Annotated in this window: 3 protein-coding genes; all 3 read right to left on the reverse strand. The window is 64.6% G+C overall.

Annotated features, from left to right (window positions below; translation table 11 throughout):
* Positions 1-3: 3 nt before the first annotated feature.
* A complete protein-coding gene (locus ACK3CV_RS22580) occupies positions 4-17,856 on the reverse strand; it encodes an amino acid adenylation domain-containing protein (protein ID WP_489009900.1) in 17,853 nt (5,950 codons plus the stop codon).
* A gap of 612 nt (positions 17,857-18,468) precedes the next feature.
* Entirely contained in the window at positions 18,469-19,158 is a 690-nt protein-coding gene (locus ACK3CV_RS22585) for an LrgB family protein (protein WP_033649720.1), read from the reverse strand.
* A complete protein-coding gene (locus tag ACK3CV_RS22590; protein WP_004936830.1) occupies positions 19,151-19,573 on the reverse strand; it encodes a CidA/LrgA family protein in 423 nt (140 codons plus the stop codon). Before ACK3CV_RS22590 ends, ACK3CV_RS22585 begins: the two co-directional genes overlap by 8 nt.
* Between the last annotated feature and the right edge of the window lie 96 nt (positions 19,574-19,669).

Below are 19,669 nucleotides of genomic sequence, written 5' to 3' on the forward strand. Positions count from 1 at the left end.
GGCTTACGCCTGTCCGAGCTCGCGCAACGCCAGATTGAAGTGTTGCCCCAGCTCACGCCGATGAACCGGATGCTCCATCATCGACACATGGTCGCCGTTGACCTGGCTGACGCGGACGGTCGCCGGCGGCAGCAGCTTATCCCATCCCAACGCGGAAGCGTCTTCGCGGCAATATCCCGCCTGCTTGATCCTCTGCCAATACGCCTGGAACTGTGCGTTCTGCGAATTGACGGAAACCTGCTCCTGCTTCGCCTTGAACAGATGGATTTTCAGCGATGCGGGCTGCACCAGGGTCGCTTCCACCAGTTTGGCGTAGTGGTGCCGCTGCTGCCAGAGCGCCGCCTCGTCGGCCACTTCCTCACGCTGAGTCTTGATCCCGGCGCGTTGCACGGCCGCGATCGCCTCCGGCAACGGCAGCTCGGCCAACTGCTGACAGAACTGCGGATCCGGCCTTTCCTGCGTTGACTCCACCCAGTTCAGCAACAGTTGGACCGGGCTGTGCATCGCCTCCACCGGCCGCAACGTGTCGATCAACCCCAGGAAGGCGACCGCTTCCCCGGCCGATTGCAGCTGCTCGGCGATGGCATAGGCCAACACCCCACCGGAAGAGTACCCCGCCAGATGGTATGGCCCCTGCGGCTGCACCTCGCGAATCAACGCCACGGCGCTGGCGGCCATATCGGACATGGTAGCCGGCTTCTCCTCCACCGCCGGCCACGGCACGGCGTAGACCGGGAAGGTCTCGTCGATCTCCTTGGCCAATTCAAACACGTAGGAGTGGTCGCCAAAGCCGGTCGGAACGAAGAACAGCGGCGGCCGGCTGCCGCTGCTGCGAGCCGGCACCGCTTTGCGCAGCGGAGCCTCTGCGTTGCGACGATCTATCCGCTCGGCCAGCTCGGTCAATATCGGATGGTTGAAGATCGCCTGTACCGGCAAGGTGATGCCTTGCTGACGCAGCTGGCTGGAAAGACGTACCGCCAGCAGCGAATGGCCACCGAGCTCGAAGAAATTGTCGTGGCGCCCTATCTGGCCAATCTCGAGCAGCTCACACCATACCCGCGCCAGCGTCGTTTCGGTCTCCCCCTGAGGCGCCGCATACTCCCGAATGCCGACTGCCGCGCGCTCCGGCTCCGGCAAGGCGCGCCGATCCAGCTTGCCGTTGGCGGTCAACGGCAGCGCATCCAGCCAGACATAAGCCGACGGCACCATGTACTCCGGCAAACGTTCGCTCAGATAGGCCCGTAGCTGTCCCTGCAACGCGCTGCGGTCAACGTCGGCCGTCGGTACGATCCAGGCGACCAGGCGCGGATGATGTTCCGTCGAACAAACCTGCACCACCGCTTCCCGCACCCACGGGCTCGCCGCCAGCTGCACCTCAATCTCGCCCGGTTCGATGCGGAACCCGCGCAGCTTGATCTGCTGATCGCATCGCCCCTGGTATTCAAGACTGCCGTCCGGTAAATAACGCGCCAGATCGCCGGTGCGATACATGCGGCCGCCGCCGACCGGATTGAACGGATCGCTCAGGAAGCGCTGTGCCGTCAGTTCCGGTCGGTTCAGGTAGCCCAACGCCACCCCCACGCCGCCGATGTGCAATTCCCCCACCGCCCCCATCGGCACCGGGCGCCCGCGGGCGTCCAGCAAGTAAGCGCGGGTATTGCCGATCGGTTTCCCAATCGGCAAGCGCGCCTCCCCTTCAGCCCGCTCGATACGTGCCGTTGTCGCAAAGGTGGTGGTCTCCGTCGGCCCATAGGCATGGATCAGGTGCACCGGCCCCCGCTCTTGCAACAACCGCGCATAAGCGCCCGGATCCTCTTTCTCCCCTCCACTAATCAGATATTTCAACTGCGCCAGTGCGCCGCTGATGCTGTGCACATACTGATTGAACAGCGCAGTGGTCAAGAACAGCGTGGTGATGCGATGGCGTTGCAGTTCGGCCGCCAGACGCTCGGCCTCCATCATCACCTCCGGCGCGATCACCACCAGCGCACCGCCATTCAACAGGGCGGCCCAAACCTCCATCGTGCTGGCATCAAATGCCGGATTGGCGGCAAAGGCAATGCGGTCGTCGGCGTCAAAAGCGGCGTAGCGGTTGTTGCGCACCAGACGCGTGATCCCCTGGTGCGGCGTCATGACGCCTTTCGGCGTACCGGTCGAGCCGGAGGTATACATGATGTAGGCCGTCGCGCCGCTCGACACGCGCAACGCCGGGTTACCGTTATGATCTTCAGCTTCGCGATCCTCGACCGTCAGCTGCGGGATCTCCTCGTCGCCGATGGCGTCCGTCAGCATCAGGCAGGCGCCGCTGTCATCGGCGATCCACGCCTGACGCGCGGCCGGCAGTTGCGGATCGATGGGCACATACGCCGCCCCGGCCTTGATTACCGCCAATTGGGCGCAGACCAGTTCGATGCTGCGCGCCAGCCGCACCGCGACCCGGTCGCCCGGTTGTACGCCGCGCTCAATCAGCCGATGCGCCAACCGGTTGGCGCGCGCATTCAACTGTGCGTAGCTGAGCCGTTGCGCATCCTGGATCAAAGCGATGGCCTGCGGCGTCAGCCGCGCCTGCTGTTCAAACAGTTCGTGCACGCAGGTATCCGCCGGGTAAGCTTCCGCCGTATGATTCCAGCGGCACAGCTGCAGCGCATACTCTTCATCCGGCATCACCTCCAGTTCACAGACCGGTGCCTGAGGCGCCTGCTCCAATGCCTGCGCCAATGCGCTCAACGCCAGCGCCATATAGCCACACACGCGCTGCGCTTCAATCGGCTGCCTGACCTGCGCCGTCAGGCCCAGCGAATCACCGCCGTCCTCGACCGACAGCACGAACGGATAGTTGGTGCGTTCCTGGCTATCGAGCAGCGTCACGCCGGTCGGCAATGCGGTGTCCTCGCCGCTGTTATGCCGGTAGTTCAGCAAGGCACTGAACAGCGGCGTGCCCGCGGCGACGCCGCTGCAGCGCTGCGCCAACGCCAGCGGCGCATGCTCATGGGCCAACAGCCCGCTCAGCCGGATGTGCGCCTGCAACACCGCCGATTCCGCGCCGACCTCGTTGACATCCAGCCGCAGCGGCAACGTATTGATAAACAATCCGAGCGCCCGTTCCGCCCCGTCTCCGGCCTGCATGCGGCCCAACAATACGGTGCCGAATACCACCTCATCGCGGCCGGTAGCGCGCGCCAACACCTGCGCCCAGGCCAGGTGGCACAGGCTGGCCAGGCTGACGCCCAGCCGCCGCGCCTGCCGCCGCAGCTGTTGGTTGAGCGCATGCGGTAAAGCCAGGTGCGCCGTCGAGATATCCCGCCCTTCGCCATGCACGTCGCTCAGGCCGAACGGCAGCGACGGTTCATCGATATCCGCCAGCATAGTGCGGAAGAACCGTTCGTGTTCTGCCTTGCTGACGCCGAGCCTTGCCTGCGCCACCGCGTTGCGGAACGGCGGTGCCTTGGCCAGTTCGTCCCCGCGCCCGGCCAGGATCAGGTTGATCTCCTCCTGCATCACCGCCAGGGTCGAGTGGTCGCCGATCAGGTGATGCCATTGCTGGAGCACGCACCAACTGCCTTCTTCCCCCTGTGCGGCGACAAAGCTCAGCAACGGTGCGCGCGTCAGATCAGGCCGCACGCGGCGCGGATCAAACAACGCCGTCAGCCGCGAACCGATCTCGCCCTCTGCCGGATTGAGCCGCAGTTCTCGCAGCGACAACTCGGCCTTGCGCCACACCACCTGCACCGGTGATGACACGCCCTGCGTGATGAACGCAGTACGCAGAATGTCATGGCGATCGATCACCTGCTGCATCGCCGCCAGCCAGGCGTCCAGGCGCGCACGGCTGTCGAAACGCAGCACCGCGGACAGCTGGTACGGGTCGCCCCGTTCCGCCAGCAGATGGTGGAACAAAATCCCCTCCTGCAGCGGCGACAAGGCGTAGATGTCCTGTACGTTGGCCACGCCGCCCGGCACCTGCGCCACCACCGCGTCGATCTCCGGCTGGCTCAGCGTCGCCAGCGGCAACATCTCCGGCGTAATGGCTACGCAGCCCGGTAGGATACCGTTGGCCGGCACGCTCACTTCCTGCTGCGTGACCAACGTCTGCGCCAGCGTTGACAGCGTCGGCGCGGTGAACAGCGTTTGCACCCCGGCGCTCAGTCCGACACGGCGCAGCTGCGCCATCAACTTCACCGCCAGCAGCGAGTGGCCGCCCAATTCGAAGAAGTTATCGTGGCGCCCAACCCGCTCAATGCCCAGCAGCTCGCGCCAGATCCCCGCCAGCAGCGTTTCCAGTTCGCCTTCAGGTTCGGCGTAAACCTCACGCACGTAGGCGTCCTCCTGCGGCTCAGGCAGCGCGCGCCGATCCAGCTTGCCGTTCGGCGTCAGCGGTAGCGTATCCAGCGCCACACAGGCCGCCGGCAGCATAAACTCCGGCAACATCCCCGCCAGATACTGTCGCAGCGTCACCGCCAACGTCTGGCGATCCGCGTCAGCCTCCGGCACCACCCAGGCTACCAGTCGCTTATTGTCCGCTTCGCCGAGGACATCCACCACCGCTTCGCGCACCGCCGGATGACCGGCCACTCGCGCCTCGATCTCACCGCATTCGATGCGGAAGCCGCGAATTTTCACCTGCCGATCGTTGCGTCCCAGGTAGTCGATATTGCCGTCCGCCAGATAGCGCGCCAGATCGCCGGTGCGATACATCCGTTCGCCTGGGTTAAACGGATCCGCCAGGAATCGCTCTGCCGTTAACTCTGCGCGGTTGAGATAACCCAGCGCCACCCCGGGGCCGGCGATGTAGATCTCGCCGGTCGCGCCGAGCGGCACCGGTTGCCCGTGCTCATCCAGCAGATAAATCCGGGTATTGCCGATCGGCCGCCCGATAGGCAAACGCTGCCAGGGATCCACTCGCTCGATCGTGGCCGTCGTGGCGAACACCGTACACTCGGTCGGCCCATAAGCGTTGATCAGCCGTACCGGCCCAGCCTCTTTCAGCATGCGGGCAAAGGCGTGCGGATCCGCCGCTTCACCGCCGCTCAGCAGATATTTCAACTGCGCCAGCGTCGCGGCGATGCTATGGGCATATTGGTTAAACAACGAGGTGGTCAGGAACAAGACGTTAATCCCTTGCCGCACCAGCGCCGCCGCCAACGCCTCGGCTTCCGTCAACACTTCCGGCGCAATGATCGCCAGACTGGCGCCATTCAACAGGGCTCCCCACATTTCCAGCGTGCTGGCGTCAAACGCCGGATTGGCAGCGAAAGCGAAGCGATCGCCGCGTTCAAACGACGCAAAACGATTGTTGATCGCCAGCCGGAGGATGCCTTGGTGCGTCACCATGACGCCTTTAGGCGTACCGGTCGAGCCCGAGGTATACATGATGTAGGCCGGCGCGTTGCCGGCGCGAGGCACCGCCGGATCGTGGGTCGGATTCTGCCGCAGCCGATCGACACGCAGGCAGGCGATCTCGCCGGCTATCTCGCGGTCGAGATCGCGATCGCACAGGATCAACGACGCCCCGCTGTCGCCGATGATCCACGCCTGCCGCGCAACGGGCAGGTGCGGATCGAGCGGCACATAAGCGGCCCCCGCCTTGAGGATCGCCAGTTGGGCGATGACCAGAGAAACGCTGCGTTCAAGCGACGTAGCCACGCGATCGCCCGGGCGCACGCCCTGTGCGATGAGTTGGTGCGCCAGTGGGTTGGCGTGGGCGTTCAATTGGGCGTAGCTCAGGCTGTCCCGATCGTTCACCACCGCAACGGCGTCCGGCGTGCGCTGCGCCCACTGTTCAAACAGGACGTGGGCACTGCTCTGCGCCGGATAAACTTCCGCGGTTCGGTTCCAGCCGTACAACAACAGTTCGCGCTCGGCAGCCGGCAGCAGATCGAGATGCGACGCAGGCTGCGTAGCATTTGTCGCCATCGCCCGCAGCACCTGCACCAGGTAAACGCCGTAACGCTCGGCGGTAGTGCGGTCGAACAGCGCCGTGGCGAAGTTCAGCGTCCCGCTGATTTGCTCGTCGCGCTCCGCCAGATCGAGCGTCAAATCATACTTGGCGATCTGATAGCCCAACTCGGCACTCTCGGCCTGCAGCCCAGGCAGCGAGATATCGCGCACCGAGCCGTCCTGCCAGGCCAGCATCACCTGGAACAGCGGGGTATAACCCAGGTGGCGCGGCGGATTGACCAGCTCCACCACCTGCTCGAACGGCAGATCGCGATTTTCCCGAGCCGCCAGCACCGTGTGGCGGATCCGCGCGATCAGCGTCGGCAGATCCGGATCGTCGCGAAGATCGATGCGCAACGCCAGCGTGCTGACGAAGAAGCCGACCAGCGATTCGGTTTCCAGCCGGCCACGGTTGGCCTCCGGCGTGCCGATCACCAGCTCCTGCTGCCCGGCCATGCGCGCCAGCACCAGGCTCCAGGCCGCCAGCACCGTCATGAACAGCGTGCCGCCATGCTGCCGGCTGAACTGCCGCAGCGCCTGCGTCAGTTCGGCGTCGATCGCGATCGGCACCTCCCCGCCGCTGAAAGACTGCACCGTCGGACGCGGCCGGTCGGTCGGCAGCGTCAGCAGCGCCGGCGCATCGCTCAGCGTTTCGCGCCAGTATTGCGCCTGCGCCGCCAGCCGCTCCGGCGTCAGATAGCGACGCTGCCAGGCGGCGTAATCCGGGTATTGCAGCGGCAGCGGCGGCAGCGGAGCGGCATCGCCGCGACGCAAAGCGCCGTACAACGCCCCCAGTTCACGCAGCAGAATGCCGGTCGACCAACCGTCGGAAATGATGTGATGACAGGTGAGCAGGAACAGGTGCTCCTCATCCGCCAGGCGGATCAGCGCGGCGCGCACCAGCGGCCCCTGCGTCAAATCGAAAGGCGCCTCCGTCAGGCGCTGCGCCAGTTGCCGCGCCTGGCTCTGAGCATCCTGCCGCCCACGCAGATCGTGAACCGTCAACGGCAGCGCGTCTGCCGGCAGAATGTGCGCCTGCGGCTGCCCCTCGACGGTGACAAACCGGCTGCGCAACGCTTCGTGGCGGGCATAGAGCGCATCCAGGCTCTGCCGCCAGGCGGGCAGATCCAGCTCGCCGCGCAGGCTCAGCGCCAGGGGAATATGGTAAGTTTCACTCAGGCCTTCCAACTGCGTCAGGAACCACAAACGCTGCTGGGCAAACGACAGCGGCAACGCGGCGCCGCGTGGCATAGCCTCGATCGGCGGCAGCGCCTCATCGGTTCTTCGCAGTTGCTGCGCCAACGCCAGCAGCGTCGGGTTGGCGAACAGGGTCTGCAACGGCAGCTGCCATTCCACCTGCTGCAGACGGTTGATCAGACGTACCGCCAGCAGCGAGTGCCCTCCTAGTTCGAAGAAGTTATCGTGGCGGCCCACCCGCTCCACGTTCAGCAGCTCGCGCCAGATCGCCGCCAGCAGCGTTTCGTGTTCACCCTGCGGCGCTTCATACGCCGCCTGGCTCTGCGCCCCCTGCGGCTCCGGCAACGCCCGCCGATCCAGTTTGCCGTTCGGCGACAGCGGCAACGCCGCCACCATCACCCAGGCCGACGGCACCATATAGTCCGGCAGCGCCGCGCTCACATGCTGCCGCAGCGCGCCCGCCAGCGTCTCTTCCGCCACGCCTGCGGCCGGCACCACCCACGCCACCAGCCGTTTGTCGTCGCCCACCGCTCGCGCATCCACCACCGCTTCGCGCACCGCCGGGTGCGTCGCCAGCGCCGCCTCTATCTCGCCGCATTCGATGCGGAAGCCGCGGATTTTTACCTGCTGATCGTTGCGCCCCAGGTACTCGATGTCGCCGTTCGCCAGATAACGCGCCACGTCGCCGGTGCGGTACATCCGCCCGCCCGGCGCGAACGGATCGCTCAAGAAGCGCTCCGCCGTCAGTTCAGGCCGGTTCAGGTAGCCCCGCGCCACCTGCACCCCGCCGATATACAGCTCGCCCACCGCCCCCAGCGGCACCGGCTGCCCGCGCTCGTCCAGCAGGTAGATACGCGTGTTGGCGATCGGCCGCCCGATCGGTACCGACACCCGCTCCGCCTCCCGCGAACAGTGCCAGGCGGTCACGTCCACCGCCGCCTCCGTCGGCCCATACAGGTTATGCAACTCCGCCTGCGGCAGCCGGCGGTAAAACTCCGCCACCAGCGCCGCCGGCAGCGCTTCCCCGCTGCACATCACCCGCACCACCTGCCCGCAGCGCGTCGCCGCCTGCCCGTCCGCCAGGAAGCTTTGCAGCATCGACGGCACGAAGTGCAGCGTGGTGACGCCGTACTGTTTGATCGCGCGGCTCAGGTAATCCGGATCCTTGTGCCCTTCCGGCTTCGCCATCACCAGACGCGCGCCGACCATCAGCGGCCAGAAGAACTCCCATACCGAGACGTCGAAGCCGAACGGCGTTTTTTGCAGCACCGTGTCCGCCGCCGTCAGGCCGTAGGCCTCCTGCATCCACACCAGCCGGTTGACCACCCCGCGGTGTTCGTTCATCGCGCCCTTCGGTTTACCGGTCGAGCCCGAGGTGTAAATCACGTACGCCAGGTGCGACGCCTGCGCGCGCGGTGCCGGGTTCTCGGCGCTCAGCGTCTCCGGCAACGCCGCCTCCAGCGCCAGCTGCGGCGTCGCAGGCTCGCCCAGCGCCGCCCGGCCGGCGGCGTCCGCCAGCAGCAGCACCGGGTCGGCATCCTGCAGGATGTACTGCAGGCGTTCGCCCGGATAGGCCGGATCGAGCGGCACATAGGCGCCGCCGGCCTTGAGGATACCGAACAGCGCCGTCACCATGTTCAGGCCGCGTTCGGCGCACACCGCCACCCGGCTGTCCGGGCCGACGCCGCGCGCTATCAGCGCGTGCGCCAGCCGGTTGGCGCGGGCGTTCAGCTGGGCGTAGCTCAGGCTTTCCGCGCCGCTCACCAGCGCGGTGGCGTGCGGCGTGCGGCGCACCTGCTGCTCGAACAGCGCCGCCAGCGTCTGATCCAGCGGGTAATCACGCTCGGTGCGGTTCCAGCCATGCAGCAGCAGTTCACGTTCCGCCTCCGGCACCACCGCCAGTGAACACACCGGCGTCTCCGGCGCCTGCTCCAGCGCTTGCGCCAGTGAGCTCAGCGCCTGCACCATATAGTCACACACCCGCTGGGCATCGACCGTCTCGGTCACCTGCACCGTCACGCCCAGCGAATCGCCGCCGTCCTCCACCGATAACACGAACGGATAGTTGGTGCGCTCTTCGGCGCTCAGCAAGCTGACACCTTCCGGCAACGCCACTGCTTCGCCGTTGTTGTGGCGATAGTTGAGCAAGGCGCTGAACAGCGGCGCCCCAGGGCTGACGCCGCTGCAGCGCTGCGCCAATGCCAGCGGCGCATGTTCATGCGCCAGCAGCCCGCTCAGCCGCACGTGCGCCTCTCTTGCCGCCGTCTCCACGCCTCGTCGATCGATGTCCAGACGCAGCGGCAACGTGTTGATAAACAACCCCAATGCCCGTTCCGCGCCTTCTCCGCCCTGCAGACGCCCCAGCAATACGGTGCCGAACACGACCGCGTCTCGCCCGCTGACGCTCGCCAGCACCTGCGCCCAGGCCAGGTGACACAGGCTGGCCAGGCTGACGCCCAGCCGCCGCGCCTGTTGCCGCAACCGCAGGTTTAGCGCCGAAGAGAGCGCCTGGTAGCGGCAGGCGATTTGCCGCCCTTCGCCGTGCACGTCGCTCAGGCCGAACGGCAGCACCGGCTCGCGGATATCCGCCAGCATGTCGCGGAAGAAGCTTTCGTGCTCCGCCTCGCTGAGAGCCAGGCGCGCCTGCGCCACCGCATTGCGGAACGGCTGGGCAACGCCCAGCTGTGCCCCACGGCCGGCGAGGATCTCGCCGATCTCTTGCTCCATGAAGGCCAGCGTGGAGTGATCGCCAATCAGATGATGCCACTGCTGCAAGGCGCACCAGCTGCCGTCCTCCTCCTGCGTGACGGTAAAGTTGAGCAGCGGCGCGCGGGTCAGATCCTGCCGCTGCTGCAACGGATCAAAGCTGGCCGCCAGCTGTCGCCAAATCGGGCCGTCAGCCGGATCGAAACGCCGCTCGCTCAGCGCCAGCTCAGCCTTGCGCCACACCACCTGCACCGGCGAGGACATGCCCTGCGTGATGAACGCGGTGCGCAGAATGTCATGGCGATCGATCACCTGCTGCATCGCCGCCAGCCAGGCGTCCAGGCGCGCACGGCTGTCGAAACGCAGCACCGCGGACAGCTGGTACGGGTCACCCCGTTCCGCCAGCAGATGGTGGAACAAAATCCCCTCCTGCAGCGGCGACAAGGCGTAGATGTCCTGTACGTTGGCCACGCCGCCCGGCACCTGCGCTACCACCGCGTCGATCTCCGGCTGGCTCAGCGTCGCCAGCGGCAACATCTCCGGCGTAATGGAGGCCCCGCCCGGTAAAATCCGGTTTTCCGGTATGTCGACCTCACCTTGCGCGCTCATCGCCTGCGCCAGCGCCGACAGCGTCGGCGTTGAGAACAGCGTCTGCACGTTCGCTCCCCAACCGGCGCGCCGCAGCTGAGCCATCAACTTCACCGCCAGCAGCGAGTGCCCTCCTAGTTCGAAGAAGTTATCGTGGCGCCCGACCCGCTCCACGTTCAGCAGCTCGCGCCAGATCGCCGCCAGCAGCGTTTCGTGTTCACCCTGCGGCGCTTCGTACGCCGCCTGGCTCTGCGCCCCCTGCGGCTCCGGCAATGCCCGACGATCCAGCTTGCCGTTCGGCGACAGCGGCAACGCCGCCACCACCACCCAGGCCGACGGCACCATATAGTCCGGCAGCGCCGCGCTCACATGCTGCCGCAGCGCGCCCGCCAGCGTTTCTTCCGCCACGTCCGCGGCCGGCACCACCCACGCCACCAGCCGTTTGTCGTCGCCCACCGCCCGTGCATCCACCACCGCTTCGCGCACCGCCGGGTGCGTCGCCAGCGCCGCCTCTATCTCGCCGCATTCGATGCGGAAGCCGCGGATTTTTACCTGCTGATCGTTGCGCCCCAGGTACTCGATGTCGCCGTTCGCCAGATAACGCGCCACGTCGCCGGTGCGGTACATCCGCCCGCCCGGCGCGAACGGATCGCTCAAGAAGCGCTCCGCCGTCAGTTCAGGCCGGTTCAGGTAGCCCCGCGCCACCTGCACCCCGCCGATATACAGCTCGCCCACCGCCCCCAGCGGCACCGGCTGCCCGCGCTCGTCCAGCAGGTAGATGCGCGTGTTGGCGATCGGCCGCCCGATCGGCACCGACGCCCGCTCCGCCTCCCGCGAACAGTGCCAGGCGGTCACGTCCACCGCCGCCTCCGTCGGCCCATACAGGTTATGCAACTCCGCCTGCGGCAGCCGGCGGTAAAACTCCGCCACCAGCGCCGCCGGCAGCGCTTCCCCGCTGCACATCACCCGCACCACCTGGCCGCAGCGCGTCGCCGCCTGCCCGTCCGCCAGGAAGCTTTGCAGCATCGACGGCACGAAGTGCAGCGTGGTGACGCCATACTGTTCGATGGCGCGGCTCAGGTAATCCGGATCCTTGTGCCCTTCCGGCTTCGCCATCACCAGACGCGCGCCGACCATCAGCGGCCAGAAGAACTCCCACACCGAGACGTCGAAGCCGAACGGCGTTTTTTGCAGCACCGTGTCCGCCGCCGTCAGGCCGTAGGCTTCCTGCATCCACACCAGCCGGTTGACCACCCCGCGGTGTTCGTTCATCGCGCCCTTCGGTTTACCGGTCGAGCCCGAGGTGTAAATCACGTACGCCAGGTGCGACGCCTGCGCGCGCGGTGCCGGGTTCTCGGCGCTCAGCGTCTCCGGCAACGCGGCCTCCAGCGCCAGCTGCGGCGTCACGGGTTCGCCCAGCGCCGCCCGGCCGGCGGCGTCCGCCAGCAGCAGCACCGGGTCGGCATCCTGCAGGATGTACTGCAGGCGTTCGCCCGGATAGGCCGGATCGAGCGGCACATAGGCGCCGCCGGCCTTGAGGATACCGAACAGCGCCGTCACCATGTTCAGGCCGCGTTCGGCGCACACCGCCACCCGGCTGTCCGGGCCGACGCCGCGCGCTATCAGCGCGTGCGCCAGCCGGTTGGCGCGGGCGTTCAACTGGGCGTAGCTCAGGCTTTCCGCGCCGCTCACCAGCGCGGTGGCGTGCGGCGTGCGGCGCACCTGCTGCTCGAACAGCGCCGCCAGCGTCTGATCCAGCGGGTAGTCACGCTCGGTGCGGTTCCAGCCATGCAGCAGATGCTCCCGTTCGGCGAGCGGCAACAAATCGATATGGGATACTGACCGTGGGCTATTCAGCGTCATCGCCCGCAGCGCCTGTACCAGGTAAACGCCGTAGCGTTCGGCGGTGGCGCGATCGAACAATGCCGTGGCGAAGTTCAGCGTACCGCTGATGCCTTCGCCGGTATCGGCCAGATCGAGCGTCAGATCAAACTTCGCCGCGCCGTATTCCAGCCCGGCCAGCTCGGCCTGCAGCCCAGGCAGCGGAATATCGCGCACCGAGCCGTCCTGCCAGGCCAGCATCACCTGGAACAGCGGGGTATAGCCCAGATGACGCGGCGGATTGACCAGCTCCACCACCTGCTCGAACGGCAGATCGCGATTTTCCTGCGCCGTCAGCACCGTGTGGCGGATCCGCGCGATCAGCGTCGGCAGATCCGGATCGTCGCGAAGATCGATGCGCAGCGCCAGCGTGCTGACGAAGAAGCCGACCAACGATTCGGTTTCCAGCCGGCCACGGTTGGCCTCCGGCGTGCCGATCACCAGCTCCTGCTGCCCGGCCATGCGCGCCAGCACCAGGCTCCAGGCCGCCAGCACCGTCATGAACAGCGTGCCGCCATGCTGCCGGCTGAATTGCCGCAGTGCCTGCGTCAGCTCGGCGTCGATCGCGATCGGCACCTCCCCGCCGCTGAAAGACTGCACCGTCGGACGCGGCCGGTCAGTCGGCAGCGTCAGCAGCGCCGGCGCACCGATCAGCGTTTCGCGCCAGTATTGCGCCTGCGCCGCCAACCGCTCCGGCGTCAGATAGCGACGCTGCCAGGCGGCATAATCCGGGTATTGCAGCGTCAGCGGCGGCAGCGGATCGGCATCGCCGCGACGCAAAGCGCCGTACAACGCCCCCAGTTCACGCAGCAGAATGCCGGTCGACCAACCGTCGGAAATGATGTGATGACAGGTGAGCAGGAACAGGTGCTCCTCATCCGCCAGGCGGATCAGCGCGGCGCGCACCAGCGGCCCCTGCGTCAAATCGAACGGTTGAGTGGCCGCCTGACGGCACAGCGTGTCGGCTTGCGCGGGGTGACGTCGCAGATCGTGGAACGCAAGCGGCAGCCCGTTTGCCGGCAAAATCTGCACCTGTGGCCGATCTTCCCGGGTGATGAACCGGCTACGCAGCGATTCGTGACGCGCATAGAGCGCATCCAGACTATGTTGCAGCGCCTGCCGGTCCAACCGGCCGTGCAGCCGCAGCGCCAGGGGGATATGGTAGGTTTCGCTCATCCCCTCCAACTGGGTCAGGAACCACAGGCGTTGCTGGGCGAACGACAGGGGCAAATCGCCGTCGCGCGCCACCGGCAGTATCGGCAGCGGTTCCTGAGCCGGCGCAACTTCCAGCGCCTGCGCCAGCACGTGCAGTACCGGGCTGGCGAACAGCGCCTGCAACGGTAACTGCCATCCGGCCTGTTGCACGCGGTTAGCCAAGCGCACCGCCATCAGCGAATGCCCGCCCAGTTCGAAGAAGTGGTCATAGCGACCGACGCGCTCTACGCCCAGCAGCTCGCGCCAGATAGCCGCCAGCAGGTTTTCTGCCTCGCCCTGCGGCGGCGCATAGGCTTCACGCACATAGGCGTCGACCTGCGGCACCGGCAGAGCCCGCTTGTCCAATTTGCCGTTGCCGGTCAGCGGCAACGCCTCCAGCCAAACGTAAGCCACCGGCACCATATAATCCGGCAGCCGCGCCTGCAGATGCTGACGCAGCCCGGTCGCCAGCGTAGCGCGTTCGGCTTCCGGTGCCGGAACCACCCACGCCACCAGTCGCTTGCCCCCGTCGCCATCGTCAATCGCGTCCACGGCTACGCTGCGCACGCGCGGATCGGTACTCAGCTGAGCCTCCACCTCGCCGCATTCGATGCGGAAACCGCGGATTTTTACCTGCTGGTCATTGCGCCCCAGGTATTCGATATCGCCACCCGGCAGATAGCGCGCCAGATCGCCGGTACGATACATGCGCGCACCCGGCGCCCGGTTGAAAGGATCATCGAGAAAACGTTCCGCCGTCAATTCGGGCCGGTTCAGGTAACCCCGCGCCACTCCTTCGCCGCCGACGTACAGTTCGCCGATCGCCCCCATCGGCACCGGTTCGCCGTCGGCGCCCAGCAGATACAAGCGCAAATCCGGGATGCGGCTGCCGATCGGACTGGTGGTGATCGCCGTATCCTGCGCCGACAGCGGCCGATAAGTCACATGCACCGTGGTCTCGGTGATACCGTACATGTTGATCAACCGTGTCTGCCGGTTCTCTGGACGAGCAAACCACGGCGCAAGATCGCAAGGCTTCAGCATTTCGCCACCGAACACGATCTCGCGTAGCTGCTGGCGCGCTTCGCTGTGCGCCTGAGCCTGGATAAAGGCTTTGAAGGCGCTCGGCGTCTGGTTCAATACCGTGATGCCGCTGCGGCAGACGAAATGATAAAAATCCGGCGCCGAGCGGGCGATCGCCTGCGGTACGATGAACAGCTGGCCGCCATACAGCCAGGCGCCCCAGATCTCCCAGACCGAGAAGTCGAAGGCGAATGAGTGGAACAGGCACCACCTGTCGGCGGCGCTGAAGTTGAACCAGGCGTTCGTCGCGCTGAACAACCGCGCGACCTGCCGGTGCTCCACCATCACCCCTTTGGGTTTGCCGGTCGAGCCGGAGGTATAAATCACATATGCCAGGTGCGCCGGGCGCACCCCGACGTCCTGCAGATCGTCGCTTTCTCCCGTCAGTGGCTGTTCCAGCGCCAGCACCGGCACCTCGCAGTCACCCAGCGCTTGTCGGCCGAGCTCATCCGCCAACAGCAGCACCGGCGCTGAGTCCGCCAGGATGTACTGTAGCCGCTCGCCGCTATAGGCGGGATCCAGCGGCACATAGGCGCCGCCGGCTTTGAGGATCCCCAGCAGCCCGACCAGCATCGGCAGCCCGCGCCCGGCACACAGCGCCACCAAGCTGTCCGGCTGCACGCCAAGCTGTACCAGCCGATGGGCCCAGCGGTTCGCCTGGGTATTCAATTCCGCGTAGGTCAGGCTGTCATCGCCATACGTCACCGCGATCGCCTCCGGCGTCCGTTTGACCTGTGCTTCGAACAACCGGTGCAGACAGGCCCTCGGCGAATGTGAAGCGACGGTGTGGTTGAGGCCCTGCAGCAACTGCGCGCGTTCTTCCTCGGAAACCAGACTGAGTTCGCCGACGGTGCGACGATGAGAACCCGCCCTCACCGCGTCGTTGAGCAGCATCAGCAGATGTTGCGTCGCCCGCAACATCTGCTCGTCAGCCACGGAGGCGGCGTCGTAGACCCAACGGAACGCGCCGTCAGCCTTGCAGATTTGCAATACCGCGCGCGAGCCGGAAGCCATGATGGCGGCAACCCCCTCGTCTTCAGGCTGCAACCCCTGCGCCGAGCGCCGGCTGACGATCGATACCGCCGTCGGCCAAGTCTGAGACGCTCGCAGGTCCGCATCGCGCGTCAGCAACGCGGGATGATAATCGGCATGAGCGCGCAGCTGGCTATATTCCTGTTCCAGCGCGGCCAACGCCTGCTGGAAATTGCCGGTGTGATCAACAGAGACCTGCAGCGGCAGCACGCGCGCGCTCAGGTGAGCCCAACGCCCCCAATTCCGATCGTCCGGGGTGATCCACCCCAGCTGAAAATCGGTTTCATTGCACATGCGCGCCAGATAAAGGGTTGCTGCCGCCAGCACCTGCTCGCCGGCAATTTTTTCCATGCGCTGCCAGGCCGTCGCCTGCCAGCGTGCGGGAAGATCCGCCTGGCGGCCAGGCCCCGGCGGGAACGGCGCCGGATAATAACGCGTCAGGCGCGGTTGCCAAAAAGCGGCGCTATCGGCGCTGGCGCCATACGCCGCGCCTAACAGCGAGGCTTCGGCAGCGTTAATCGTCGGCAAGACCGAGCCGACAGACAGGCCGCAGGCCTGCGCCAGCGCATCGCCTGGCTGAGCCGAGCCGTCGGCGCGCAAGAACGGCCCGACGCGCACCACGCCGGGGTTCGCGGCAATCTCCCAGCCGTCGGCCTCGACGTGCAGCAGGGTACCGGGTTCGGCCTGCCGCTCATCGCTCACCGCCTGCAGCGCCGTCACGCCCAACACGCGCTCCGCCAGCAGCATCTTCGCCGCGCATCCCGCGCCATGGCTCAGCGAGCTCACCAGGCGCTGCAGCGCCTCAGCCGGGCGATCCCAACGAATGATGCCGCCGGCAGGCGGTTGCCGACGGTTGGTGTAAAAGCTGCCGCCGGCCTCGGTATCCGCCAGCGCCGCCACTTGCCGATCCAACGTCTCGATCGTCCCCGCCGTTGATGCGTTCAGCGCCCGTAAAACAAACTGGAAACGGCGCTGCAAAACATCCAGATCGCCTAATGAATTTGCATAATCGGCGTCAGAAAAAGTGACGTCCAGCTCATTCGCCTGCTGGTCTTCATACAGCATAATCTGTAGATCGCCGGACGGAATATTCCCGCCATAATACCAACGGGTGCGGCACCCCCAGAAAGGATCGCCGTGGTCGAAAGAAACAATGTTAATTGAAGGGCCAAACCAGGCGGAATCCGTCGCGCCATTGTCACGCCGAATGTCCTCCCCACGATATAATTGATGACGAACCACTTTTGCTATTTCTGCCGCGACCTTTTGGATAAATTCGGCCAGACTCAGCTGGGGTTCAACCTTGATAATCAAAGGGACAACGTTAGAGGTCATACCAATACTGTTTCGTTCTCTCGTTCCGGTCACCGGCATGCTGAAATTAAGATATTCACTGCCGGTCAGGCTGTAGAAACATAATGCTACGGCGGCGGCCAATATATGTGCGCGGTGTACGCCGATATTGTCAGCTTGTTGCTGCAGCTGATCCAATGCCTCTTTTTCCAGCAGCTGCGTGTTGCGGTTCATCGCGGCGTCCGGGGTCAATATGGCTCTACGCGACAAACTCTGCGGCGCAGCGGCAGTATATTCCCGCCAAAAAGCCTGATCGGAAGAAAAGCGTGAGGAGTCGCGGTATTTGATGTCGTTTTCATAAAGCAGAGAGAAATTGCAGTTGGCGAATTCAGGGATGACGCCGCCGGACGCCAGCGCGTTATAGTAAGCCGCGATGCGCCGCATCACTTCCTCGGCACTACGGCCGTCGGTGATCATATGGTGGAAACGCCGATAGAGGACATAGCGCTGCGGAGCGAGCGTAATCACATAAAAACTAAAAGGTTCCTCTCCCGTGGCGCGGCGCGGTAGCGCCGCATCCGCCACCATCCAGCGTCTGGCCGCCTGCAGGGGATCGGGTTCCTTACTGAGATCGAGTGTGAACAGCGGCTCATGTGTGCGTGGCGCGCGGTATTGATAAAGCTCACCGTCTTTTTCCACAAAATGCGCTTGCAGAGCCGGCGTTTCTTCGACGATAGCATCGATGGCTTGCCGCAGCAGCTTAACGTCGAGAGGCCCGTCAACCTGCCCATAGCCCCAGATATTGAACGACAACTCTTTGGAAATATTTTCCCCCAGCCAGAGTTCACGCTGGGCGATAGTCATTTCATGCAGTTCGACTTTCTCCGCCGCGGCCTGAGCACCCGTACGGAGTTCCCCACTCTTCACATCAGTTTGTTTGTTCATAATATTCTCTAGCACGTTTTCATTACGTTAATGAAAGGGACCGTCCGGATTTAGGCAAAGCCTGGCCGTCCGACAGTTCAGGTCAGAATAAAAAAACCGTAGAAAAGTTGGGTCTCCCCCCAACTAAGAAAGGATGAAATGGTTAATCCAGAGGTTCCCCCTGTGCCTTAATTTGTTGAGCTGTGAAGTATAGGAGAGGATATTTTTTTTGGCGAAATGTGCGAAAGGGAATAAATGACCATTTTATTTCCCCGATATTACTCAGGGATGACGAGCGTATTCCGCTTGTATTAATCTGAGATAATTAGAGAGGAACTCATATTCTTTTGTATTATTCACCTCAGTTAATGTGCAGCAATGCTTACGATAAGAGGCTCTCGATATCAATAAGTTATACTTTATTGTTTTTATGATAATAATTTATTATTTAATTAATTCATTAGCATTTAAAATGAACGGCAATTTTGCTCGCGGCGCATCTATCGTTTTTTGTTATAACGATGGGAAAAATTATGCTGAAAAATTTCTTCGTTTTTTCGGGTGCCCATCAACGGCATCGTTCCCAATGCCAGACAACGTAAAACGGAGCGGCAGAGCCCGCCCCGAGAGGTCTTACCACATCAGCCGACCGATCAGCGGCGCGGCCACCACCGTGATAATGCCGGCCAACATCATCACCAGACTCGACACCACGCCCTCCTGCGGCCCCAGTTCATAAGCGCGGGCGGTGCCGGCACCGTGCGACGAGGCGCCAAATCCGGCCCCCTTCGCCAGGCGGCTGCGCACCGCCAGCCGCAGAAACAGAATGTCGCCCACCGCCATGCCGAACACCCCGGTGATCACCACGAACAGCGCCACCAGATCCGGCTGCCCGCCCATCTGTTTGGCGGCCTCCAGCGCGAACGGCGTGGTGATCGAACGCACCGCCAGGCTGCGCTGCACCTCTTCCGGCAGCGTCAGCAGGCGCGCCAGCCACACCGAGCTATACACCGCCACCAGCACCGCCGTCGTTACGCCGGCGGCCAGCGACAGCCAGTGGCGGCGGATGATATGCAGGTTCTCGTACACCGGCACCGCGAAGGCGATGGTCGCCGGCCCCAGCAGCCACAGCAGCCAGTGGGTTTCGCCGATATAGTCCTGATAGGAGATGTGGGTGACCACCAGCAGCAGCACCAGGATCATCGGCGTCAGCACCAGCGGCATCAGCAGTAACGTGCGGCGGCGACGGTACAGTTTCTTGTTGGCGAAGTAAAGCGCCAGCGTCGCCAGAAAGCAGGCCAGGCTGAGGATAAAATCATTCATGACGCTGCTTCCGCCGCTGTAGCCAAATCTCCAGCCGATACACCCTGTCCACCACCAGCCCGGTAGCGCCCAGCGTCAGCATGGTGCTGACCGCGATCACCAGAAAGATCTTCCAGCCCTCGACCATCAGCAGCTGGGCATAGTTGACCACCGCCACCACCGCCGGCACGAAGAACAGCAGCATTTCCGCCAGCAGCCAGCGGGAGCCGGCCTTGACCCAGCTCAGCGGCAGAATGCGCAGCAGGATCAGCGCCAGCAGCATCAGCATGCCGACGATATTGGCGGGGAGCGGCAGGTGGAATTGTTGCACCAGGCGATCGGCGATCAGGAACAGCGCCGCATACAACGCCACCTGAATCGGCACCTGCAAACGGGTCAGCAGGGAGGGGGCAACGCGGCGTAACGCCAGAGACATGAAAGATGACCTCAAACAATAAATTGACGGCCTACAGTATACGCAGCCGGGAAACCACGCCTGAAATGAATTAAAATTATCGACATCATGCCGTCC

It is taken from the genome of Serratia sp. TSO36, from assembly GCF_057808395.1.